This is a genomic window from Leucobacter massiliensis (assembly GCF_002982315.1).
GTDB lineage: Bacteria > Actinomycetota > Actinomycetes > Actinomycetales > Microbacteriaceae > Leucobacter > Leucobacter massiliensis.
On sequence record NZ_MWZD01000022.1, the window covers coordinates 70,144 to 92,767 of the forward strand.

The following is a 22,624-nucleotide window of genomic DNA, read 5'->3' on the forward strand; positions in this document are numbered from 1 at the left end:
GTGCTGGTCTTCATCGAGAACACCCCGCGCGCCTATGCCTGGGGCTCGAAGGACGCACTGCCCGATCTGCTCGGGACCGAGCCCACGGGGCAGCCCCAGGCCGAACTGTGGCTGGGCACCCACCCCGGCAATCCCGCGCATGTCGCCAAGGCCGGACCGCGCGAGCGCACCCTCATCGATCTCGTCGAGAGCGACCCCGAGCGGTACGGCGTGGACGGCGGTCCGCTGCCGTTCCTGCTGAAGGTTCTGGCCATCGGGGCACCGCTGTCGCTGCAGGTGCACCCGGATCGCGAGCAGGCCGCCGCCGGATACGCCGCCGAGGAGGCGGCCGGGGTGCCGCGCGATGCCCCGCACCGCAACTACGGCGACCCTCGCCACAAGCCGGAACTCCTTGTCGCGCTGAGCGAGGTGCTGGCGCTCAGCGGTTTCCGCTCGCTGAGCGAAGCGCGCCGGGACCTCGCGGCCCTCGCGGCTGCGGCCCGCGGCTCCGACGCCGCGGGCGCGGCCGCCCTGGATGCGGTCTCGGTCCGCCTCGCCGGGGCGGAGCCGGGAGAACTGCGGCGCGCATTCCTCGACTGGGTCCTCCACGGCGATGCGCCGGTGGTGCCGGCGCTCGGAGCGATTGCGCGGGTGTGCGCAGGCGCGCACCCGGACGCCGCAGCGGACGGTGCGGAGCCCTGGCCGCTGCCGGACGGCCTCGATCCGGAGCGCGCCGCGGTGCTGCGCGCGCTCGCGGCCGAGCATCCCGGAGACCCGGGCGTGCTCGTCTCGCTGCTGCTGCACCTCGTGCGCCTGCAGCCCGGGGAGGCGATCTTCCTGGGCGCACGCCAGCTGCACGCCTACCTGAGCGGCATCGCCGTGGAGGTCATGGCCTCCTCCGACAACGTGCTCCGTGCGGGGCTCACGCAGAAGCACGTCGACATCGCCGAGCTGTGCCGGGTGGTCGACACGGCCGAGCTGGACGAGCCGCGCTTCCCGTGCCGCCCCGTCGCGCGCGGACTCGTCGAGTGGTGCCCCGACGTCACGGACTTCCGCCTGCTGCGGGCCCGCCTGTGCGACCCGGAGGAGGGGGCCGGGTCCCGCGTGGACGGCGGCGCGCCCGCCGTGGAGGTGGCCGCCCGCCACCCGCTCGTGCTCGTGATCACCGCGGGCCGCGTGCGCGTGGAGCGCGCCGACGATGCGGGACTCGCCGAGGTGGCCACCGCGCGGCGCGGCCAGTCGCTCTACGTCTCCGCCGGCGAGCCCGTGCGTCTCACGGGACACGGCGAGGTCTTCATCGCGACAGTGGGCGAGAGCGCGGGCTGAGCCGTACGGGCGGGCGTCCGCGCGGCGGGCGAAGACGCGCGCTGAGGCGCCCTCGCGGGCGAGTACACTGGTGCGCGTGTCGAACCCCGAAACCCGTGAGTCCCGTGCCGGCGCCGCAGCGGAGACCGGTTCGGGCGAGCGGATGAGCGGCCTCGGACGAGTGCTCATCGCCGTGTACATCGTGCTCGCGCTCGCCGCCACCTTCCGCTCGCTGTACCAGATCATCACCAAGTTCGAAGAGGCGCCCCTCGCCTACGTGCTGTCCGCGCTCGCGGGAGTGGTGTACATCGTGGCCACCGTGGCCCTGCTGCGACGCGACCGCGGCTGGCGGCCGGTCGCGTGGGCCGCCCTCGGCTTCGAGCTCGCCGGCGTGCTCGTCGTCGGCACGCTCAGCCTCGTGGCGCCGCAGCTGTTCGGCCACCCCTCCGTGTGGTCGTACTTCGGCAGCGGCTACCTCTTCATCCCGCTCGTGCTGCCCGTGCTCGGACTCGTGTGGCTGCGACGCCTCGGCCGTCCCGTCCGCCCCGGCGTCGCCGCGCCGGAGGCCGCCGTCTGATGCGGGTGCTGGAGACCCTCGCGGCGGTGCGGGCCGAGGACTTCCCGGGCGGCAGCAGTGTCGCCGTGGGCAAGTTCGACGGGCTGCATCGCGGACACCAGGCGATCCTGCGCACCGCCCTGGGGCTTGCGGAGCGGGAGGGGCTCAGCTCGGTCGTGCTCACCTTCGCGAACAACCCGCTCAGCGTGCTGCGGCCCGAGCGGTGCCCGCTGCCGCTCATGAGCCGCGAGCAGCGACTGGAGGCGTTCGCGGCCGCCGGCGTCGACGTCTGCGTCATGCTCGAGTTCGATGAGGCGCTCGCCGCGATCCCCGCCGACCGCTTCGTGACGGAGGTGCTCGTCGCCCGGCTGCGCGCCAGGCACGTGGTGATGGGGGCGGACTTCCGCTTCGGTCACGGCGGCGCCGGTGACGGAGCGCTTCTGCGCGAGATGGGCGCCCGTCACGGCTTCGCCGCCGACGTGCTGCGGCTCGTCGAGGACGGGGACGCCGGTCAGGTCTCGTCGTCGCGCGTGCGCGCCGCCGTGCTGGCGGGCGAGGTCGATGCCGCGGCGCGGATGCTGGGCCGCCCTCCGGCGGTGCGCGGCACCGTCGTGCACGGGGACGCGCGTGGCCGCGAGCTCGGCTTCCCGACCGCGAACCTCGGGGAGGGGATCGAGGGGCTCGTGCCGGGCGAGGGCGTCTACGCCGGGTGGGTGGTGCTCGGGTCGGAGCGGCTGCCCGCGGCCATCTCAGTGGGTGCGAACGTGACCTTCGACCCGGAGGGCGAGCTGCGCGTCGAGGCGTATGTGCTCGACTTCGATCGTGACATCTACGGCGAGCGCATCGAGGTGCAGTTCGCCCGGCGTCTGCGGGGCATGGTGCGCTTCGACTCCCTCGACGGGCTGCTCGCGCAGATGCGCGCCGACGTCGATGAGACGCGTGCGCTCCTGCAGGGCTAGGGCCGGGGCGCCGCCCCGGTGCCCGCTTCCGGAGCCCCTGTCAATCCCCGGTGAGGCGCCCCGCCGCGGATGATAGGATGATGACCACGGTCGCGCGATCGCTTCCGGAGCCCCATGCCGCGCATGAGGTCAGGCTCCCAGCCCGCGAGCGGCCCGCGCCTCGGCACGCACGCCGGGGCCGCACTACGCCGATCAGGAGATCCATTGGCAACCACCACTGCCGCGCTGCAGCCCGCCGTGAACCCCGAAGCCGCGCCGAAGCGCGCCAACGCCGCGAAGGGCCGCCCCGCCCAGTCGCGCGGCGCCGACGCTCCGCGCGCGAACGGGCGACGCAAGCACACCCACAATGAGGGCATCATCCCGCTGCTCGCACGAGCCGTGCGTGAGGTGGAGGCCTCGGCGCAGCGGGGCAAGGCGAGCCCGGCCGGGCGGACGAAGTTCCACGTGATCGCGCTGCTGATGCGCGAGGAGCGGGCGCGCGTGAAGACCGACGAGTCGGTGAGCGACGCGGAGCGCACCGAGACCCTGAAGCGCCTCGACGGGGTCGCCGCGATCCTCGCCAAGGCGGCCGCGCGCGACACGAGCCTCATCACCTTGCTCGAACCCGCCGCACCGATCACGGAGGCGACGCGCCTGCTCAAGCGCAAGATGCTGGCGCAGGCGGGCATCGAGCTGCCCGAGGAGGAACAGGCGGCGCCCGAGCCCGCGCGGGCCTACGTGCCGCCGGAGCTCGCCGAACGGCAGGTGGAGCCTGCGGGCATCGAGTCGCGCATGCTCGCGAACCCATTCCTCGCGCCCGTGCTGCAGCCGCCGAAGTCGCCGACTCCGGTGGTGCGCCTCGCCAACTGGGAGCTGCTGAGCCCCCTCCTCAAGTCTTTCGAGCAGGGTGGCGGCGGCTCCGCCTGCATGGCCCTGCCCGAGCCGCCCGTGCCCGACCGGCTGGCCCCCGCCGGCCGCGAGCTCATGCCGCACCAGGCGCGCTTCCTCGCGGGGGTCGCCGAGGGGCACCGCAGCTTCCTCCTGGCCGATGAGCCGGGCCTCGGCAAGACCGCCCAGTCGGTGCTCGCGGCCTCCGTCGCCGGCGCGTACCCGCTGCTCGTCGTAGTGCCCAACGTCGTCAAGATGAACTGGGCGCGCGAGGTCGAGCGGTGGACGCCGCAGCGCCGCGTCACCGTCATCCACGGCGACGGGCAGGACATCGACGCCTTCGCCGATGTCTTCGTGGTGAACTACGAGATCCTTGACCGTCACCTCAGCTGGATCTCACGCTTCGGCTTCAAGGGCATGGTCGTCGACGAGGCCCACATGATCAAGAACGTGCAGTCGCAGCGCTCGCGCAATGTGCTCGCGATCGCGGAGAGCATCCGCGAGCGGACCCCCGGGGTCTCGCCGCTGCTGATCGCGCTCACGGGCACGCCGCTCATCAACGACATCGACGACTTCCGCGCGATCTGGCGCTTCCTGGGCTGGATCGACGCCGAGAAGCCCGGGCCCGAGCTCATGGCCCGGCTCGAGAGCAACGGGTGGACACCGGCGGATCCCGCGTTCTACCCGGAGGCCCGGCAGAGCGTGATCGACATGGGGATCGTGCGCCGGCGCAAGCTCGACGTCGCCGCCGACCTGCCGGCGAAGCGCGTGGTGGACCTGCCCGTCGAGCTCGACGACGAACTCGGCCGCGGCATCCGCGACGCGGAGGCGCAGCTGGCGCGCAAGCTGCGCGAGCGCTTCGTGGCGGTCAAGAACGGCAAGCTGGGTCAGAAGCTCAGCGACGAGGCCATCGTCCGCATGGTGTGCGCCCAGGAGCTGGAGGAGTCGAACGCCTCGGCCGACGGCATGAACGTCTTCACGATGGTGCGCCAGATCGGCCAGGCGAAGGCTGCGCTCGCCGCCGACTACACCGCGCAGCTCGCGCGCTCGGTCGGCAAGGTCGTGTTCTTCGCGAAGCACATCGACGTGATGGACCGGGCGGAGGCGCAGCTCGCCGAGGCGGGGCTGCGCACGGTGTCCATCCGCGGTGACCAGACGTCGGCGTTCCGGCAGGAGCAGATCGACGCCTTCAACAAGGACCCTGAGGTGTCGGTCGCGGTGTGCTCGCTGACGGCGGCGGGCGTCGGCGTGAACCTGCAGGCATCCTCGAACGTGGTGCTCGCTGAGCTGAGCTGGACGGACGCGGAGCAGACCCAGGCGATCGACCGGGTGCACCGCATCGGCCAGGAGGAGCCGGTGACCGCGTGGCGGATCGTGGCTGCGCAGACCATCGACGCGAAGATCGCGGAGCTGATCGACGGCAAGGCGGGGCTCGCCGCTCGGGCTCTCGACGGCGCTGCGGCTCCAGCGGAGGACGCCGACTCGGTGCAGCTGCTCGCGCTCATGGGCGTGCTGCAGCGTACGCTCGCGCAGCACCCCGTCGACTGAGCGTCCGCGCGTCCGGCGTGGCGTGTTCCGTGCCAATTCTGGCCGGATCTCGCGTGTTCGCCCCGATCCTGCCACGGCTACGATGGGTCGCATGCGAATCGGTGTGCTCTGCTCGGGGGGCGACAGCCCGGGGATGAACGCCGCGATCCGCGGCGCGGTGCTGCGCGGGGTCGAGGTGCACGGCTTCGAGATGCTCGGATTCATGGACGGCTGGCGCGGCTTCCACGAGGGCGACGCCGTCCCGCTCGACCGCAGCGCCGTGCGCGGCATCTCTCCGCTCGGCGGCGTGATCCTCGGCACCAGCCGGGTGCCGCCGTTCCCGGGAGGCCGCGCGGAGCCCGAGGCCCTCGATCGGCTGCGGTCGCGCGTCGCCGAGTACGGTCTCGACGGTTTCCTGCTGATCGGGGGCAACGGCACGCAGACGGTCGCGAAGATCCTCGCCGATGCCGGCATCCCCGCCATCGGACTGCCCAAGACCATCGACAACGACCTCGGCGGCACCGACTACACCTTCGGCTTCGACACCGCCGTCTCGATCGCGGCGGAGGCGATCGACCGGCTCCGCACCACGGGCGAGTCGCATCGCCGGTGCATGGTGCTCGAGGTCATGGGCAGGAACGCCGGCTGGATCGCGCTCCACGCCGGCATGGCCGGCGGCGCGCAGGCGATGCTCATCCCGGAGCACCCCGAGTCGATCGAGCAGATCGCCGAGTGGGTGCTGAGTGTGCGGGACCGGGGCCGCTCCTCGCTCGTGGTCGTCGCCGAGGGCTTCACGCTCGAAGGCTCCGACGGCGAGGTGACCCGTGGCGGCGACGACGGATTCGGGCGGCCGCGACTCGGCGGGATCGCCGAGGTGCTCGCCCCGCTCATCGAAGAGCGCACCGGGATCGAGACGCGCGCGACCGTGCTCGGGCACGTCCAGCGCGGCGGCTCGCCGACCGCCTTCGACCGGGTGCTCGCGACCCGCACGGGCCTCGCCGCGGCCGACGCCGCGCACGAGGGGCGGTGGGGGACCATGGCTGGCCTGCACGGCGACCGCATCGAGATGGTGCCGCTCGCGGAGGCCGTCGGCCGGCTGAAGACGGTCCCGCCGGAGCGCTACGAGGAGGTCCGCCTCAACTTCGGCTGAGCGTCCGCGCGGAGCGCTCGCGGCTCCCGCAGCGGCCGCCCAGCGGGGGCTGCGATCGAAGCGCAGGTGAACGGACGGTGAACACCGGGGTCTGGCTTGACCTGCCGGAACCGAGGTGAAACCATGAGTACGGCGCGCCAGCAGGCACCCGATCTCACCGGCGGTCCGGTGAACGGAGGGTGTCTTCCGCGGGTGTTCCAAGGACCTGTGTTCCCGAACGAAAGACGCCGGTGGAAATCACCCTCATCGTGCTGCTGGTCATCGTGCTGGCACTGTTCTTCGACTTCACCAACGGCTTCCACGACACCGCGAACGCGATGGCGACCCCCATCGCGACGGGGGCGCTGAAGCCGAAGACGGCGGTCCTGCTGGCCGCGATCCTCAACCTCGTCGGCGCCTTCCTCTCGACCGAGGTGGCGAAGACGATCTCCGGGGGCCTGATCAACGAGGGCGACGGGGGTGTCCTCATCTCGCCCGAGATGATCTTCGCCGGGCTCATCGGCGCCATCGTCTGGAACCTCGTGACCTGGCTCTACGGGCTGCCCTCCAGCTCCTCGCATGCCCTGTTCGGCGGCCTCATCGGCGCCGCGATCGTGGGCGCCGGGATCAGCTCGATCAACGGCGGCGTCTTCCTCTCGAAGATCCTCATCCCCATGCTCGCGGCGCCGCTGACCGCCGGCATCGTCGCCTTCACCGCGACCCGCGTCGCCTACGCGATCACCCGTCGCCACGACGGCAAGAAGGACGGCCGCGGGCGATTCCGCTACGCCCAGATCGCCTCGTCATCGCTGATCGCCCTCGCCCACGGCACGAACGACGCCCAGAAGACGATGGGCGTCATCACCCTCACCCTCGTCGCGGCGAACCTCCAGGAGCCCGGCACGGGCCCGCACCTCTGGGTCATCGCCGCCTGCGCCTTCGCGATCGCGCTCGGCACCTACTCCGGGGGATGGCGCATCATCCGCACCCTCGGCGCGGGTCTCACCCAGGTGAAGCCCGCCCAGGGCTTCGCCGCGGAGACGAGCACCGCGGCGACCATCCTCGCCTCCAGCCACCTGGGCTTCGCGCTCTCCACCACCCAGGTCGCCTCCGGCTCGGTGATCGGTTCCGGCCTCGGCCGTCGCGGATCGAGCGTGCGCTGGCGCGCGGTGGGCCGGATCGCGCTCGGCTGGCTGTTCACCCTGCCGGCCTCCGGCGCCGTCGCCGCCGTGGCGGCGCTCATCGCGCACATCGGCCCGGTCGGCATCGTGATCGACGCGCTCGTCGGCCTCGGCTTCATCGTCTTCATCTTCTGGCGTTCGCGCCGCAACCGCGTCGACGCCTCGAACGCGATCCCCGTGCCCGATGTGGCGGAGTCGGGGTACGCCGTGCGCGTGCGCAAGGGCAAGGTGAAGCCCGTCAAGACGAAGACCGGCACGATCCCGCCGCTCACGCCCGTCGCACAGGCGGCCGTGCGGGACGATATCGCGGCTCGGGAGGCGGAGCGTGCCGCCAAGGAGGCGGAGGCCCGCGGGCAAGCGGGAGACGCCTCGGATGAGGGGGCAGGACGATGATCATCGACTGGATGGCGTTCCTGATCGTCTTCGGCGCTGCGCTCGGCTCAGCCGTGTTCGTGGTCGCCCTCTACTCGCTCGGGATCCGCTTCCTCGCGACGCCGCCGCCGCCCGTGCGGCGTGCGGACGGCACCTTCGAGCCGGGCGGGCCCTCGCGCGACGACGAGGACGACGACGTCGACGACATCGGACGGCCCCGCTGGGCCACCTTCGCCGCGAACCTCTGCTTCGGCCTCTCCGGCCTGGCGGTCCTCATCGGGATCTTCCTGATCGTGCCCGTGCTCCACTTCTGGTGATCGTCCCGCGACGGTCCTGCCCGCACACGGCCCTGCCCGCACACGGCCCTGCCCGCACACGGCAGAGAAGCGTAGGGTGGGCGCATGAGCGAGAGCGTCGAACGGATTCCGGCCATCGTCGCGGGCCTGCGGCACGGCTTCGCGCGCGGGGTCACGCGCCCCGAGGGCTGGCGCCGTGAACAGCTGCGGCGGCTGCGCGCCCTGCTGCTCGAACGCGGCGCGGACTTCGAGGAGGCGCTGCGTGCGGACCTTGGGAAGTCGGGTGTCGAGGCGCAGCTCACGGAGATCGGCTTCCTGATCTCCGAGATCGATCACGCCCTGCGTCACCTCTCGGGGTGGATGCGGCCGAGGCGCGTGCCGGTGCCGCCCGCACTGCTGCCCGCCACGGCGAGGATCGTTCCGGAGCCGCTCGGCGTGGTGCTCGTCATCGCCCCCTGGAACTATCCGCTCATGCTCGCCCTCTCGCCGGTGATCGGCGCGCTGGCGGCCGGCAACGCGGTGCTCATCAAGCCGAGCGAGCTCGCGCCGGCCACCTCGTCCCTCATCGCCCGGCTCGTGCCCGACGCGCTCGACCGGCGCGCCGTGGCCGTGGTCGAGGGCGCCGTACCCGAGACCACGGCGCTGCTGCGTGAGCGCTTCGACCACGTCTTCTACACCGGGAACGGCCGCGTCGGCCGCATCGTGGCGCGAGCCGCCGCCGAGCACCTCACCCCGGTGACGCTCGAGCTCGGTGGCAAGTCGCCCGCCTACGTCGACGGCACCGGGCCGCTGCGCGACATCGCGCGGCGCATCGCGTGGGGCAAGTTCGTGAACGCCGGGCAGACCTGCGTCGCCCCCGACTACGTGATCGGCCCCCCGGCGGCCCTGCGCCGGCTCGTTCCCGCGCTCGCAGACGCCGTGCACGAGCTGTACGGGAACGCCATCGAGCGCAATCCCGACTACGGGCGGATCGTCACCGACGCCCAGTTCGAGCGCCTGATCGGCTATCTCGGCGAGGGGCGGATCGAGTTCGGCGGCGAGTACGACGCCGCGAGCCGCTTCATCGCGCCCACGGTGCTCAGCGGGGTGCCCCGCGACGCGACCGTGATGCGGGAGGAGATCTTCGGGCCGATCCTGCCGCTCGTCGCGGCGCGCGACCTCGACGACGCGCTCGCCTTCGTCACCGGCCGCGACAAGCCGCTCGCCGCCTACGTCTTCACCGAGGACCGAGCCGCGCGCGATCGCTGGGAGCGCGAGACCAGCTCGGGCGGGCTCGCCTTCGGGGTTCCTGTCATGCACCTCGCCGTGCCCGGCCTGCCGTTCGGGGGAGTGGGCGAGAGCGGCTCGGGGGCCTACCACGGTGAGCGCTCCTTCCGCGTCTTCAGCCACGAGAAGTCGGTGCTCGACAAGCCGCTCCGGCCCGACACCCTGGGGCCCACCATCATGCCGCCGTTCACCCGCCGCAAGGAGGCGCTCGTGCGGCGCTGGCTGCGTCGCGCCATGTGAGCCGGTGCGGGCGGGTCCCGCACGGCCCGCCATCACCGAACGGTCATCTCCGCGTGAGTAGGATGATGCCGTGGAAGAGCGCAACAGCGTGCCGGAGGGCGGCGCATTCGAACCGGGGGACGATGCCGCTCGCGAGCTGCCCATGGGGGTGCGGGTCGCGGCAGCCTGGTCATGGCGGCTCATCATCATCGGCCTGGCGTGCGCCAGCTTCCTCTGGCTCATCGTGCAGGTGCGGATCATCGTCATCCCGCTGCTCATCGCGATCCTGCTGACCGCGCTGCTCGCGCCCGTCGTGCAGTGGTTCGAGCGGCAGGGCGCCCCCCGCTGGACCGGGGTCGTCACCGCGCTCGCCATGTTCGGCATCGCCGTGTGGGTGCTCGTCACCCTCATCTCCACGCAGTTGCGCGACGGCTACGAGGATGTGGCCCGCCGCTCCGAGGAGGTGTGGTGGCAGGCGCTCCACTGGGCGGAGGCGAGTTTCGGGGTGTCCGCCTCGGAGCTCGAGGCGCTCACCGGCCAGGCCTGGAAGACGGTCGAGGAGCACCAGTCCGAGATCTGGAGCGGGGCGCTCGGGATCGCCACGACCGCCGGGCAGCTCGTCACCGGCGCGCTGCTCACCATCTTCTCGCTGATCTTCATGCTCATCGACGGCAAGCGCATCTGGTTCTGGGTGGTCGGCTTCCTCCCCGCCAAGGCGCATGCGCCGGTCGACGCCGCCGGCCGTGCCGGGTGGATCTCGGTGGGCCAGTACGTGCGGGTGCAGATCTTCGTCGCCTTCGTCGACGCGGTGGGCATCGGCGCGGGCGCTGCGCTGCTCGGCGTCCCGCTCGCGATCCCGATCGCCGTGCTCGTCTTCCTGGGATCCTTCATCCCCTTCCTCGGCGCCATCACCACCGGCGCCCTCGCCGCGTTCATCGCGCTCGTCTACAACGGGCCCGTGAACGCGCTCATCATGCTGGGCGTGGTGATCCTCGTCAACCAGATCGAGGGCCACGTGCTGCAGCCGCTCGTCATGGGCAGCGCCGTGAAGGTGCACCCGCTCGGCGTCGTGCTCGCCGTGTCGACGGGCGCACTGCTCGCGGGCGTGCCCGGAGCCCTGTTCGCCGTGCCGATCGCGGCCTCGGCGAACTCCATCGTCAACACGCTGGCGCATCGGCAGTGGCAGTCGGGTTCGGACCCGGTCGCCGACTACCACCGGCGCGAGAAGATTCACCACCGGGCCCGTCACCGGGCCCGTGCGCTCGCGAAGTCGCGGCGCAGGGAAGGACAGTCATGACACTCACCCAGCAGGCCCCCGCGCTGGAAGACTTCGAGCGCGCCCTCGAAGTGGTGCACCGGGTCACCCAGCGCACCCCGCTGGAGTCGTCCAGGTTCCTCGCGGAGATCCTGGGCGTGCCCAAGGTGTACCTGAAGTGCGAGAACCTGCAGCGCACGGGTGCCTACAAGCTGCGGGGCGCCTACAACCGCCTGATCCAGCTCACCGACGAGGAGCGCGCGCGCGGCGTGGTCGCGGCCTCGGCGGGCAACCACGCGCAGGGCGTCGCCTTCGCGGCACGGGAGCTCGGCATCAAGGCCACGATCTTCATGCCGATCGGCGTGGCGCTGCCCAAGCTGCAGGCCACCCGCAACTACGGAGCCCAGGTCGTGCTCGAGGGGGAGACCTTCGACGAGACGAACCGTGCCGCGCAGCGTTTCGTGCAGGACACCGGCGCACTGTTCGTGCCGCCCTTCGACGACGCCTCCATCATCGAGGGTCAGGGCACGGTGGCGCTCGAGATCCTCGACACGGCGCCCGAGGTGGAGACCATCGTCGTCCCGATCGGCGGCGGCGGACTCGTCTCCGGGGTCGCTGCCGCTGCGAAGCAGTGGGCGGCGCGCGAGGGCCGGCCCATGCGCATCGTCGGCGTTCAGTCCGAGAACGCGGCGCCGTTCGTGCCCTCGCTGCAGGCCGGACGTCCCGTCACCATCGAGACGCGGCCCACCATCGCCGACGGGATCGCGGTGGCGCGTCCCGGCGAGCTGAACTTCGCCGCCGTGCGGGAGTACGTCGACGAGATCGTCACCGTCAGCGATGACGACATCGCCCGCGCCATCGTCGTGCTGCTCGAGCGCGCCAAGATGGTCGTCGAGCCGGCCGGCGCAGCCGGGGTCGCGGCCATGCTCGCCGGCAAGGTGCAGGCGAAGGGGGCCACCGCCACGATCCTCTCCGGCGGCAACATCGACCCGCTGCTGCTGCAGCGGGTGATCGGTCACGGCCTCGCCGCCTCGGCGCGCTACATGAAGCTGCGGATCCTGCTGCCGGACATTCCGGGGCAGCTCGTGCGCACGGCGTCCATCGTCGCCCAGCAGAACGCGAACGTGGTCGAGGTGATCCACACCCGTCACGCGACCGAACTGCCGATCAGCGAGGTCGAGCTCGAACTGCACATCGAGACCCGCGGGCACGAGCACGGCGACGCCGTCGCGCAGGCCCTCCGTGACGCCGGGTACACCGTGCGGGTGGGCGAGCGCTACTGACTTCATTCCGGCGCTACGCTGGGTCCGGGAGGGGGACGCCCGCGGACCGGGCGGCGGAACGGAATGAAGATCCTGATAGTCGAGGACGACGAGCGCGTCTCCGAAGTGCTCGGCGCCTACCTGCGGCAGGCCGGCTACACCACCGCCTGCGCGCCGAACGGCGCCGCGGCGCTCGAACTGCTCGGCTCCGACACCGAGGCCGTGCTCCTCGACCTCGGGCTTCCCGACATGGACGGCATCGACGTGTGCCGGCGCATCCGCGGCTTCTCCAGCGTTCCCATCATCGTCGCCACCGCGCGCAGCGGCGTCGAAGAGCGCATCCGGGGGCTGCACGCCGGCGCCGATGACTTCGTCGTGAAACCCTACGATGTGCGCGAGCTCGTCGCACGCATCGAAGCCGTCACCCGGCGCACGCGCGCCCTTCCCCCCGAACCGGGCGCCGAGGCCGGCGTCACCGTCGACGGCGTCCGCATCGACCTCGCCCGCCGGCGCGTGCTCGTGGACGGCGAAGCGACGGAGCTCACCCCCAAGGAGTTCGACATCCTCGCCGTGCTCGCGCGCTACCCCGGCGTCGTCGTGCCCCGCGACCGCATCATCCGCGAAGTCTGGGGCACCGACTGGGGCGGCTTCAAACGTTCCCTCGAGGTGCACCTGGGCTCGATCCGGCGCAAGCTCGGACGCCCCGAGCTGGTGGAAACGGTGCGAGGCGTCGGCTATCGCCTGGCCGGGGAGTCGCGGCCGTGAACGGGAGCGGTGCAGGCCTCGGCCGAGACGGCCGAGGCGCGTCCGGCGGACAGCGAGAAATCGCTGTCCGCTGCTCGGCCGCGGGCGTCGGCTATCGCCTGGCCGGGGAGTCGCGGCCGTGATGGCGAGCGGTGCAGGCCTCGGCCATCGCACGGCGGAGTGACCCATGCGCACCCGCCTCATCATCGTGTTCCTCGTGCCGATGGCCGTCGTGCTGCTCGCGCTCGGCGGAGCCTACGCCTGGAGCGTCGCACGCAGCGTGCAGCAGGAAGCCTCCAACCAGCAGCTCGCCGACCTCGGCTACTTCCTCACCGGAGCCCGGCAGGCGCTGCGCGCCGGCAGTCCCGCCGTGATCGAGCCGGAACTCCAGCGCTACGGTGAGCTCTACGGCACGGAGGTCGCCGTCTTCGACCGCTCCGGGACGCTGTGGGCCTCTGGCGGGCCCCGCCCCGAGCGCGTCGACGAGGAGCTCGCCGAGCAGCTCAGCCTCGCCCTCGCAGGCCGGCGCAGCGAACCGGCGCCCACGACGCTGCCCTGGGCGCTCGGGGAGTCCGTCACCGTCGAGCCCGTCTTCGACGACGGCAGCGTCATCGGCGCCGTCGCCCTCTCGGCGAGCACCGAGGCGCCCAGAAGCGAGATCCTCGCGCACTGGGCGGCGCTCGTGCTCGTCTGCGCCCTCGTGCTCGCGCTGCTCCTCTTCGCGGTGGTGCGTCTCGCGAACTGGGTGCTGCGGCCGATGCTGCGCGTCGACCGCGCGATGGCGGCCATCGAGCACGGCGAGATGCACGCCCGGATCGACGACGACACGGGTCCGCCCGAGATGCGCCGTATGATCCGCATGTTCAACCAGATGGCGGAGGAGATCGAGCGGGTCATCTCCCGGCAGCGCGAGTTCGCGATGAACGCATCCCATGAGCTGCGCAACCCGCTCGGCGCGCTCCTCATGCGGGTCGAGTACCTCTCGACCGGACTCGACGACGCCTGGGAGGCGGAGATCGAGAAGACCCGGGAGGAGGGGCGGCGGATGACCCGGATTCTCGACACCCTCCTCAGCATGGCGCGCGCCGGCCGCGCGGACTCCGAGTTCGCCGTGGTCGACCTCGCCGAACTCGCCGAGGGCCGGGCGGCGGCCTGGGCGGAGGTCGCGGCGGAGCGCGGCGTCCGGCTCGCCGTGCAGAGCGACGGGGCGGTGCCGAGCCTCACGGACCGCACCTCCGTGGAGAGCGCACTCGACGCCGTCCTCGACAACGCGCTGAAGTTCGCGCCCGCGGGCAGCGCCGTTGAGGTGTCGGTGCGCCGCGACGCTGAGGCGTGCTCGATCGCCGTGCGCGATCACGGCCCCGGCCTCGAAGCCGAGGAGCTCGACCGCGTCACGAGCCGGTTCTGGCGCAGCCCCCGGGACCAGAACGTCCCGGGCTCCGGCCTCGGCCTCGCGATAGCCAGCGATCTCCTCGACACACTGCGCGGAGCCGTGCGGGTCACGGCGCCCGAGGACGGCGGCCTGTGCGTCGAGCTGCGCCTGCCGGGGGAGCAGCCGTGAGGGGCCGGCGCCGCGCCGCGCGACGGCTGCTCGGGGTCGCGATGCTCTGCGGGGCGCTCGCGCTCAGCGCGTGCACCGCCCCCTCGGCCCGGCTCGGGCCCGGGGAGCAGCGCATCGCCGGCGGAGTGACCGCCGGCATCTACTACGGCTACGGCGAGCATTTCGCCGCCGAGTTGCGCGGCGAACTCGGCCTCGACATCGCCGTGGACGAGACGCACGGATCGGTCGACAATCTTCAGCGGGTGGGCGCCGGCGAAGCCCTCCTGGGTTTCGCGCAGGGCGACACGGCGGCCGACGCGGTCGCCGGGTCCGGCGACTTCGACGAGCCGCAGGCGATCCGTGCCGTCGCGCGCGTCTACGACGAGTACGTGCACGTCGTCGTGCCGGCCGACTCGCCGATCCGCCGCGTCTCCGAACTCGCCGGCCATCGCGTCTCGCTCGGCGCTCCCAACTCCGGCGTGCAGGTGATCGCCTCCCGCGTGCTCGAGGCCTCCGAGGTGCCGGCAGACGCGATCGAGAACCCGGCGCTCGGCCTCGCCGCCTCCATCCAGGCCCTGCGGGCGGGGGAGATCGCCGGCTTCTTCTGGGTGGGCGGACTGCCCACGCCCGGCCTCGCCGATCTCGCGGCCGAGTCGCCGATCCGGCTCCTCCCCATCGAGGCCGGCACCGTCGAGCGAGTCAACGCCGGTCACGCCGGCGTGTATCGCGTCTCCGACTTCCCCGTCGGCGTCTACGGCGTCGAGGCCCCGAGCGCGACGATGACGGTGCCGAACCTGCTCGTCACCCGTGCGTCCGCTCCCGAGGAGCTCGTGCACGACATCACCCGCGTGCTCTTCGAGCGGCGCACCGAGCTCGCGAGCCGCATCGCGGCCGCGGAATACCTCGACCGGCGGCAGGCGATCTTCACCGGTCCCATCGCCCTCCACCCCGGTGCCGCGCGGTACTACCGGGAGGCGCACCGCTGACGCCCCGGGGGCACGCCCGGTATTCGGAACGGCTTCCGGCGAAGCCTCAAGATACGCTCAAGAGCCGTGACACACCGCACGAGGGCTTCTAGGGTTGGGTCCTGATCGATTCAAGGGTGAACGACACCTCACGGAGTCCCGGTTCCCCCCGGATCGGCGCAGCCAGGCCAGACGCCGCGGCGCGAACAGCCGCGACGCGGGTCACGACCCAGAGGTGGAGACATCATGAGCGCGAGCGAACCGCTTGTCGTCGTGGAGAACGTGCAGAAGCACTACGGCGACTTCCAGGCACTCACCGACATCAATCTCACGATCGACCGGGGCGAAGTGGTCGTCATCATCGGCCCGTCCGGCTCCGGCAAGTCCACGCTCTGCCGCTCCATCAACCGTCTCGAGACGATCACGAGCGGTTCGATCCGCGTCGACGGCAAGGAGCTGCCCGCCGAGGGGAAGGCGCTCGCGAAGCTCCGCGCGGAGGTCGGCATGGTGTTCCAGTCGTTCAACCTCTTCGCGCACCTCACGATTCTGGAGAACGTGACCCTCGGCCCGATCAAGGTGCGCGGGATCAGCAAGGCCGAGGCCGAGCGCGAGGCGATGGAACTGCTCACGCGCGTTGGCGTCGAGAAGCAGGCGGCGAAGCTGCCCGCGCAGCTCTCGGGCGGGCAGCAGCAGCGCGTCGCCATCGCCCGCGCCCTCGCCATGCACCCGAAGGTGATGCTCTTCGACGAGCCGACCAGCGCCCTCGACCCCGAGATGATCAACGAGGTGCTCGACGTGATGATCGGCCTCGCGAAAGAGGGCATGACCATGATCGTCGTCACCCACGAGATGGGCTTCGCGCGCAAGGCCGCGGACCGGGTCGTGTTCATGGCCGACGGCCAGATCGTGGAACAGGCCACCCCGGAGGAGTTCTTCACGAATCCGCAGACGGCGCGCGCGAAGGACTTCCTCTCGAAGCTCATCACGCACTGATCCCGGCCCGGGACGGCCGGCCCGGACACCGGGATCGCGCAGCAGACCGGCCCGGATCCGGCCCGGCCCATCCGACCACACCACCGATGGAAAGGAACACCCCATGCGTTTCAAGAAGTCAGTCGCGGCGCTCGGCTTCCTCGCCGCAGCGGCGCTCACGCTCACCGGCTGCAACAGCGGCAGCCCGGCAGGGGAGGCCGGCGGCGACGATCCGGTGGTCACCGACGTCGCCGAGGGCGTGACCCTCGAGGGCAGCCCCACCTTCGACAAGATGACCGAGCGCGGCAAGGTCGTCATCGGCGTCAAGGAGGACCAGCCCGGGCTCGGCTACCTCGACAACGTGACCGGCGATCGCAGCGGCTTCGACGTCGACATCGCCCGCTGGATCGCCGCCTCGCTCGGCTTCGACGAGAGCGAGATCGAATTCAAGGCCATCGCCTCCGCGAACCGCGAGCAGGCCATCAAGAACGGCGACGTCGACTACTACGTCGGCACCTACTCCATCAACGACAAGCGCAAGCAGGACATCGACTTCGCCGGTCCCTACTTCATCACCGGCCAGGGACTGCTCGTCAAGAAGGGCGACACCGACTACCAGTCGCTCGATGACCTCGCCGGCAAGACCGTCTGCTCCGCGACCGGCTCGACGCCGATCCAGAACATCAAGGACAACTTCCCGGACATCAAGACGCAGGAGTTCGACCTCTACTCGGCCTGCGTCGAGAGCCTGATCAACGGCCAGGTCGACGCGGTCACCACCGACCAGGCGATCCTCATCGGCTACGCCGCGCAGGATCCCGACAACCTGATGGTCACCACCGGCCCGCTCCTCACCGAGGAGAAGTACGGCGTGGGCCTGCCCAAGGGCGACGACGTGCTGCGCACCCACATCAACGAGCTCTTCACCGACGGCGGCGCCGAGTGGCAGAAGATCTTCGACAAGAACCTGGGCGACTCCGGCATCACCGTCGAGCAGCCCCAGGTGGATGCCTACTAACCGCTGACGGCACCCGGGGGCGGCGCGCGTGCCGCCCCCGGACCCCGCACACAGGAGAGGAAGACGCATGGACGTCATCTTCGGGAACCTCGATCTCTGGGGAACCGCGATCAAGAACACGCTGCTCGTGTTCTTCGGGGGCGGTGCGCTCGCGCTGGTGCTCGGCATCATCGTCGGGGCCATGCGGGTCTCGCCGGTGCCGATCGCCCGCGGCGTAGGCACCGTCTACGTGAACATCATCCGCAATACGCCGCTCACGCTCGTCTTCTTCTTCTTCGTCCTCGGATACCCCGCGCTGGGGATGCCGAAGCTGAGCCCGCTCGTGCTCGGCATCCTCGCGATCGGCATCTACACCGCGACCTACGTGGCGGAGGTGCTTCGCGCAGGCATCAACACCGTGCCGGTCGGGCAGGCGGAGGCGGCCCGCGCGATCGGCCTCCCCTTCGGACAGGTCATGACCCTTGTCGTGCTGCCGCAGGCATTCCGCTCGGTGGTGCCGCCCATGATGAGCGTGTTCATCGCGCTGCTCAAGAACACCACGGTCGCCGCCGGATTCTCCGTCGCGGAGCTCGCCGCGCTGCGCGCCACCGTCAACGACGCGGCCGGACGGCCTGGCAGCCCGATGGAGGTGCTGCTCTGGGTGGCGTTCGTGTTCGTCGTGCTCGTGCTGATCCTGAGCTTCATCCAGAACCGTCTCGAGAAGAAGTGGAGGATCGTCCGATGACTTCCGTGCTCTACGACGTCCCCGGTCCGAAGGCGATCGTCCGCAACCGCATCATCGCGGTGCTCACGGTGCTGCTCGTCGGCGCCGTCCTGGGATTCATCCTGTACCGCTTCGCCCTCTCCGGGCAGTTCTCAGCGCAGAAGTGGGGCATCTTCACCTACAGCGCGATCTGGGCGCAGATCTTCCAGGCGCTCGGCAAGACGCTGGCCGCCTTCGGCCTCGCCGCCGTCGGCAGCATCGTCCTCGGCTTCGTGCTCGCCATCGGGCGGCTCTCGGATCACCGCTGGGTGCGGATCCCGTTCATGGCGACCACCGAGATCTTCCGTGCGGTGCCCGTGCTCGTCATGATGATGCTGCTCTACTACGGCCTGCCCTCGGTCGGCGTGAAGATGGAGCCCTACTGGGCGGTGGTCATCGCGCTCGTCGTCTACAACGGCTCCGTGCTCGCCGAGGCGCTGCGCGCCGGCATCGAATCGCTGCCCCGCGGGCAGAAGGAGGCGGGCTACGCGATCGGGCTCCGCAAGAGCGGGGTCATGCGGCTCATCCTGCTGCCCCAGGCGGTGCGCGCCATGCTGCCCGTGATCGTGGCGCAGCTCGTCGTGACCATGAAGGACACCGCGCTCGGCTTCATCATCACCTACCCCGAGCTGCTGTACCTGGCCAAGCAGCTCAGCAGCAACGTGCAGTTCGGACGTCCGCTGCTGCAGTCGGCCTTCGTGATCGGCGGCATCTACATCATCATGTGCCTCATCCTGTCGGGCATCGCGAAGTGGCTCGAGGTGCGCATGAGCAAGAACCCGCGTGCGCGCGGCGGCGCGGCCGCCGCCGACACCAGCACCGTGCCGATCCAGCCCGGCGATCCGCGCCTCCACACGGAGGGCACGATGACCGAGGTGATCGTCACCCAGGGCGACGAGCCGCGATCCCGCCGCTGAATGGTGCGGGACAGCTTCGACGAGCACCGGCGCCCTCCCCTCGCTGATCCGCGAGGAGGGCGCCGGTGCTGAGCGCATCCCTCGGCGGTGTCCTCGCCGCCCCGGCCGCCTCGTCCGGCCCGTTCGGGCCGAGCGGCGGCGTCGACTGGGCGGCCTTCGGCCTGCTGCTGCTCGCGGCCTTCGCCGCTGGCTGGATCGACGCCGTGGTGGGCGGTGGCGGGCTTCTGCAGCTGCCGGCGCTGCTGCTCGTGCCCGGCATCACGCCCGTGCAGGCGCTCGCCACGAACAAGCTCGCCTCCGTGTTCGGCACGGCGACGAGCAGCGTGACCTACGCGCGCACGGTGCGGCCCAGCCTGCGCACGGTGCTGCCCATGGCGGCGATCGCGCTCGCCGCTGCGTTCGGCGGTGCCTCCCTCGCGGCCTTCCTGCCGGCTGCGGTGTTCAAGCCGATCATCGTGGTCGCGCTGATCGTGGTCGCCGTGATCACGCTCGCGAAGCCCGCGCTCGGCGCCGTCACGCGCCTCAAGCACCGCGGGCGGCGCCACTTCGGCATCGCCGCCGTCACGGGCGCGGCGATCGGCTTCTACGACGGCCTGCTCGGGCCGGGCACGGGCACCTTCCTCGTGATCGCGCTGGTGGGCCTGCTCGGATACGACTTCCTGCGGGCGAGCGCGAAGGCGAAGATCGTGAACTTCGCGACGAACCTCGGCGCGCTGCTCTTCTTCATCCCGCTGGGCGCGGTGCTCTGGCCGCTGGGACTCGCGATGGGGGCGGCGAACGTGCTCGGCAGCTTCGCCGGCTCGAAGATGGCGCTCGCGCGCGGCGCGCGCTTCGTGCGGGTGATCTTCCTCGTCGTCGTCGCGGTGCTCATCGTGAAGCTCGCGGCCGACATCTGGGCCGAGCACGCCGGCTGAGCGGGGACCGGGGCCGGGGCCGGGCGCCCGCGCCCGCGCCCGCCTGGCGGCCGCGACCCGGTCCCGGCCCCGGCCGCCCGGCCGGATCAGACGGCGTAGGTGTCCACGGCGAGGATCTTGACGGTGATCCGGTTGCCGTTCGGTGCGGCGTAGCTCGTCTCATCGCCGACGGCGAGGCCGAGGATCGCGGCGCCCAGGGGGCTCTCGGCGCTGTACACCTCGAGCTCGCTCCCGTCGGCGAGCTCGCGGTTGCCGAGCAGGAAGCGCTCCTCGTCGCCGAGGATGTCCGCGGTGACCACGGTGCCGATCTCCACCACGCCGTGAGCCTTCGGCGCCTCGCCGACGACGGCGTGCTTCAGCAGCTCCTGCAGATCGCGGATCCGGGCCTCCATCTTGCCCTGTTCGTCCTTCGCTGCGTGGTAGCCGCCGTTCTCCTTGAGGTCGCCCTCCTCACGGGCGGCCTCGATGCGCGCGGCGATCTCTTTGCGCCCCGCGCCCGACAGCTGCTCCAGCTCGGCGGAGAGGCGGTCGTAGGCCTCCCGGGTGAGCCAGGTCTGGGTCGTCTCGGCCATGTCGGTCCTCGTTTCGTCTCTGCGGTGCCCGCTCCGATCGCGTCGGGCTGACGTCGTGTGTCGTGGGTGCGCGTCCGCCGCGCGGGCGGCGGGCGTTCCGAGCGCTGCATCGTTCGCTGCCGGCGTCAAGCCTCGCGGGGCATGCGTGCCGTGGGAACACGGAACGCCCCGAAGGGATCAGGGCGCGAACTCCAGGATACCAGGAAGCCGCTCCGAAGTCGCGGGCGAAGGAGCTGCGAGGAGCGTTCGCCGGGCGGCGCTCAGCGCTCGATCACCCAGCACGTGCGCACGGTCGTCGCCGTGGCCGGATTCGTGGTCACCAGCGGGGTCGTGACGGTGTGGGTGCGGGCTTCGGTCACGGGAAGCTCGACGACCTTCCACCCGACGGTCGCCTTCACCGTGTTGAGGGCCTCGACCGCGCAGGCGATCGGGGTGTTCGCGGGCCCCGTGACCTCGAACTTCACCTCCAGGTTCAGCTCGTCGGTCTTCGTGTATCCGATGTCCTGCCAGGACACCCGGTTCGCGTCCTGCCAGCCGCTGAATGCCAGGAATCCGACGCCGCCGAGCACCAGCAGCCCGGCCGCCGTCCAGGCGAAGCGGCGATCGAAGCGGCGACGACGACCGGCGCCGTAGCGGTCCTCCAGGGAGCCGGATCCCCCTTGCGCCGCTGCTGCCGGATCCACCTCGGCCGCGCGCACCGTGCGCTCCGGATGTGCCGCGCGACCCTCATCCTCGGCCTCAGCGGCCCCGGCGGCGGCGCTCGTCTGCGGCACGGGAGTCTCCGATCTGCGCTGGGTAAAATGGGGATTCGTTGCCAGACTACCGGGAGGCTCCCGGGAGGCACGTGAGAGGACCCGCATGACGCTCAGGTTGATCGCGGTGCATGCGCACCCCGATGACGAGTCCAGCAAGGGCGCCGCGACCTATGCCCACTACCTCGACCGGGGCGTCGAGGTGATGATCGTCAGCTGCACCGGAGGCGAGCGGGGAGACGTGCTCAACGAGTTCGTCGCGCGTGATCCGATGAGTCGCCGTGATCTCGCCGGGCTGCGCCGGGACGAGATGGATCGCGCGCGCCGGATCATCGGCTTCGAGCACCGCTGGCTCGGCTACCAGGATTCGGGGCTGCCCGACGAGGGGGAGCCCGTGCCGGCAGGCTCCTTCGGCGACATTCCCGCGGAGGTGTCGGCCGAGGCGCTCGTGCGGGTGGTGCGCGAGTTCCGCCCCCACGTCATGATCACCTACAACGAACAGGGCGGATACCCCCACCCCGATCACATTCGTTGTCACGAGGTCAGCCGCATTGCCTGGGAACGAGCAGGGGATCCCTCGGCGTACCCCGAGGCAGGCGAGCCGTGGGCGATCAAGAAGCTCTACTATGAGGAGATCTTCAACGCCGCGCGGGTGACGAAGGTGGCCGAGTGGCTGGAGCAGCACGACCCCGAGTCGCCGCTGCTCAGCCAGTTCGCGGAGATGCGGGAGTGGATGACCCGCCGCGAGTACCGCGGCACGGCGAAGATCGAGGTGGGCCGCTTCTTCGAGCGGCGTGACGAGGCGCTGCGGGCGCACGCGAGTCAGGTGCCCCCCGACAGCCCGTTCTTCTTCTGGCCGAACGAGCTGCAGCGTGAGGCGTGGCCGTTCGAGGACTACCGGCTCGCGGCGTCGCGCGTTGCGACGAGCGAGTTCGAGGCCGATCTGTTTCAAGGAATCGAGGAGGACGCGTGAGCGCAATGGAGACGGTCGTGCGGATCGCCGAGGACACCGAGTTCGATCCGAACCAGGTGACGCCCGGCTGGGAGGGCTTCGCCGCTACCGGCGCGATGGCCGTCTGCATCATCCTGCTCGGCTTCCTGCTGGTGCGGCGACTGCGGCGCAACGCCTACCGGGTCGAGGCGCGCGAGCGCATCGCGGCCGAGCTGGCGGAGCAGGAAGCCGCGGCAGCCGGGACGGCTGCGGGAGCGGCCGCGGGGTCCGCAGCGACGGACGCGGCGGGTGCCGCCGGGGCGCCGGGGACGCCGTCCGTCGAACCGGGATCCGGTCGCGATTCCGGACCGCGGGCCTGATCCT

At 71.4% G+C, this 22,624-nt stretch carries 22 protein-coding genes; 20 read left to right on the top strand and 2 right to left on the bottom strand.

Translation table 11 applies throughout. The features are described 5' to 3' along the window. The 18 genes from manA (at position 1) to B4915_RS12635 (ending at position 19,985) form a co-directional block, all read left to right on the top strand. Entirely contained in the window at positions 1-1,305 is a 1,305-nt protein-coding gene (gene manA / locus B4915_RS12550; protein WP_181158589.1) for a mannose-6-phosphate isomerase, class I, read from the top strand. A 142-nt stretch (positions 1,306-1,447) separates the two neighbouring features. Next, entirely contained in the window at positions 1,448-1,861 is a 414-nt protein-coding gene (locus B4915_RS12555; protein WP_105806267.1) for a hypothetical protein, read from the top strand. After that, a complete protein-coding gene (locus tag B4915_RS12560) occupies positions 1,861-2,799 on the top strand; it encodes a bifunctional riboflavin kinase/FAD synthetase (protein ID WP_105806160.1) in 939 nt (312 codons plus the stop codon). The genes B4915_RS12555 and B4915_RS12560 overlap by 1 nt, the downstream gene beginning before the upstream one ends. A 204-nt stretch (positions 2,800-3,003) precedes the next feature. Beyond that, positions 3,004-5,214, top strand: a complete 2,211-nt coding sequence (locus B4915_RS12565) for a DEAD/DEAH box helicase (protein WP_425436374.1) — start codon at positions 3,004-3,006, stop codon at positions 5,212-5,214. A gap of 91 nt (positions 5,215-5,305) precedes the next feature. Then, entirely contained in the window at positions 5,306-6,343 is a 1,038-nt protein-coding gene (locus tag B4915_RS12570; protein ID WP_105806161.1) for a 6-phosphofructokinase, read from the top strand. Between the two features lie 230 nt (positions 6,344-6,573). Then, positions 6,574-7,896, top strand: a complete 1,323-nt coding sequence (locus tag B4915_RS12575; RefSeq protein ID WP_105806162.1) for an inorganic phosphate transporter — start codon at positions 6,574-6,576, stop codon at positions 7,894-7,896. Continuing rightward, positions 7,893-8,192, top strand: a complete 300-nt coding sequence (locus tag B4915_RS12580) for a hypothetical protein (RefSeq protein WP_425436376.1) — start codon at positions 7,893-7,895, stop codon at positions 8,190-8,192. Before B4915_RS12575 ends, B4915_RS12580 begins: the two co-directional genes overlap by 4 nt. Before the next feature lie 84 nt (positions 8,193-8,276). Next, positions 8,277-9,677 carry an aldehyde dehydrogenase family protein gene (locus B4915_RS12585; protein ID WP_105806163.1) on the top strand — a complete coding sequence of 467 codons (1,401 nt, stop codon included), beginning with the start codon at positions 8,277-8,279 and terminating at the stop codon, positions 9,675-9,677. A 70-nt stretch (positions 9,678-9,747) separates the two neighbouring features. Beyond that, a complete protein-coding gene (locus tag B4915_RS12590) occupies positions 9,748-10,953 on the top strand; it encodes an AI-2E family transporter (RefSeq protein ID WP_245907496.1) in 1,206 nt (401 codons plus the stop codon). Next, entirely contained in the window at positions 10,950-12,194 is a 1,245-nt protein-coding gene (gene ilvA / locus B4915_RS12595) for a threonine ammonia-lyase (RefSeq protein ID WP_105806164.1), read from the top strand. Before B4915_RS12590 ends, ilvA begins: the two co-directional genes overlap by 4 nt. A 63-nt stretch (positions 12,195-12,257) precedes the next feature. Next, positions 12,258-12,938 (top strand): response regulator transcription factor, encoded by a 681-nt coding sequence (locus tag B4915_RS12600; RefSeq protein WP_105806165.1) that lies wholly within the window; start codon positions 12,258-12,260, stop codon positions 12,936-12,938. Between the two features lie 166 nt (positions 12,939-13,104). After that, positions 13,105-14,478: a sensor histidine kinase gene (locus B4915_RS12605; RefSeq protein ID WP_105806166.1), complete on the top strand. Its 1,374-nt coding sequence runs from the start codon at positions 13,105-13,107 to the stop codon at positions 14,476-14,478. Beyond that, the gene (locus B4915_RS12610; protein WP_245907497.1) at positions 14,475-15,443 is read left to right on the top strand and encodes a TAXI family TRAP transporter solute-binding subunit; all 969 of its coding nucleotides are present in this window, start codon (positions 14,475-14,477) and stop codon (positions 15,441-15,443) included. Before B4915_RS12605 ends, B4915_RS12610 begins: the two co-directional genes overlap by 4 nt. 225 nt (positions 15,444-15,668) lie before the next feature. Beyond that, a complete protein-coding gene (locus tag B4915_RS12615; protein WP_105806167.1) occupies positions 15,669-16,415 on the top strand; it encodes an amino acid ABC transporter ATP-binding protein in 747 nt (248 codons plus the stop codon). A 103-nt stretch (positions 16,416-16,518) separates the two neighbouring features. Beyond that, positions 16,519-17,412 (top strand): glutamate ABC transporter substrate-binding protein, encoded by an 894-nt coding sequence (locus B4915_RS12620; RefSeq protein ID WP_105806168.1) that lies wholly within the window; start codon positions 16,519-16,521, stop codon positions 17,410-17,412. 67 nt (positions 17,413-17,479) lie between these two features. Further along, positions 17,480-18,136 carry an amino acid ABC transporter permease gene (locus B4915_RS12625; RefSeq protein ID WP_105806169.1) on the top strand — a complete coding sequence of 219 codons (657 nt, stop codon included), beginning with the start codon at positions 17,480-17,482 and terminating at the stop codon, positions 18,134-18,136. Continuing rightward, positions 18,133-19,071 carry an amino acid ABC transporter permease gene (locus tag B4915_RS12630; RefSeq protein WP_105806170.1) on the top strand — a complete coding sequence of 313 codons (939 nt, stop codon included), beginning with the start codon at positions 18,133-18,135 and terminating at the stop codon, positions 19,069-19,071. The genes B4915_RS12625 and B4915_RS12630 overlap by 4 nt, the downstream gene beginning before the upstream one ends. Before the next feature lie 161 nt (positions 19,072-19,232). After that, a complete protein-coding gene (locus tag B4915_RS12635; RefSeq protein WP_105806272.1) occupies positions 19,233-19,985 on the top strand; it encodes a TSUP family transporter in 753 nt (250 codons plus the stop codon). Between the two features lie 86 nt (positions 19,986-20,071). Here the strand turns inward: B4915_RS12635 and greA are convergent, their stop codons facing one another. Next, positions 20,072-20,557 (bottom strand): transcription elongation factor GreA, encoded by a 486-nt coding sequence (gene greA, locus B4915_RS12640; RefSeq protein WP_105806171.1) that lies wholly within the window; start codon positions 20,555-20,557, stop codon positions 20,072-20,074. Positions 20,558-20,817: 260 nt separating this feature from the next. Beyond that, positions 20,818-21,330, bottom strand: coding sequence for a DUF4307 domain-containing protein (locus B4915_RS12645; protein ID WP_245907498.1), 513 nt, complete (start codon positions 21,328-21,330; stop codon positions 20,818-20,820). Between the two features lie 85 nt (positions 21,331-21,415). On the opposite strand from B4915_RS12645, the gene mca reads away from it, so the two are divergent. Both mca and B4915_RS12655 read left to right on the top strand, forming a co-directional pair. Further along, a complete protein-coding gene (gene mca / locus B4915_RS12650) occupies positions 21,416-22,282 on the top strand; it encodes a mycothiol conjugate amidase Mca (protein ID WP_105806173.1) in 867 nt (288 codons plus the stop codon). Further along, positions 22,279-22,620 carry a hypothetical protein gene (locus tag B4915_RS12655; protein ID WP_146120113.1) on the top strand — a complete coding sequence of 114 codons (342 nt, stop codon included), beginning with the start codon at positions 22,279-22,281 and terminating at the stop codon, positions 22,618-22,620. Before mca ends, B4915_RS12655 begins: the two co-directional genes overlap by 4 nt. The last annotated feature ends 4 nt before the right edge of the window (positions 22,621-22,624 follow it).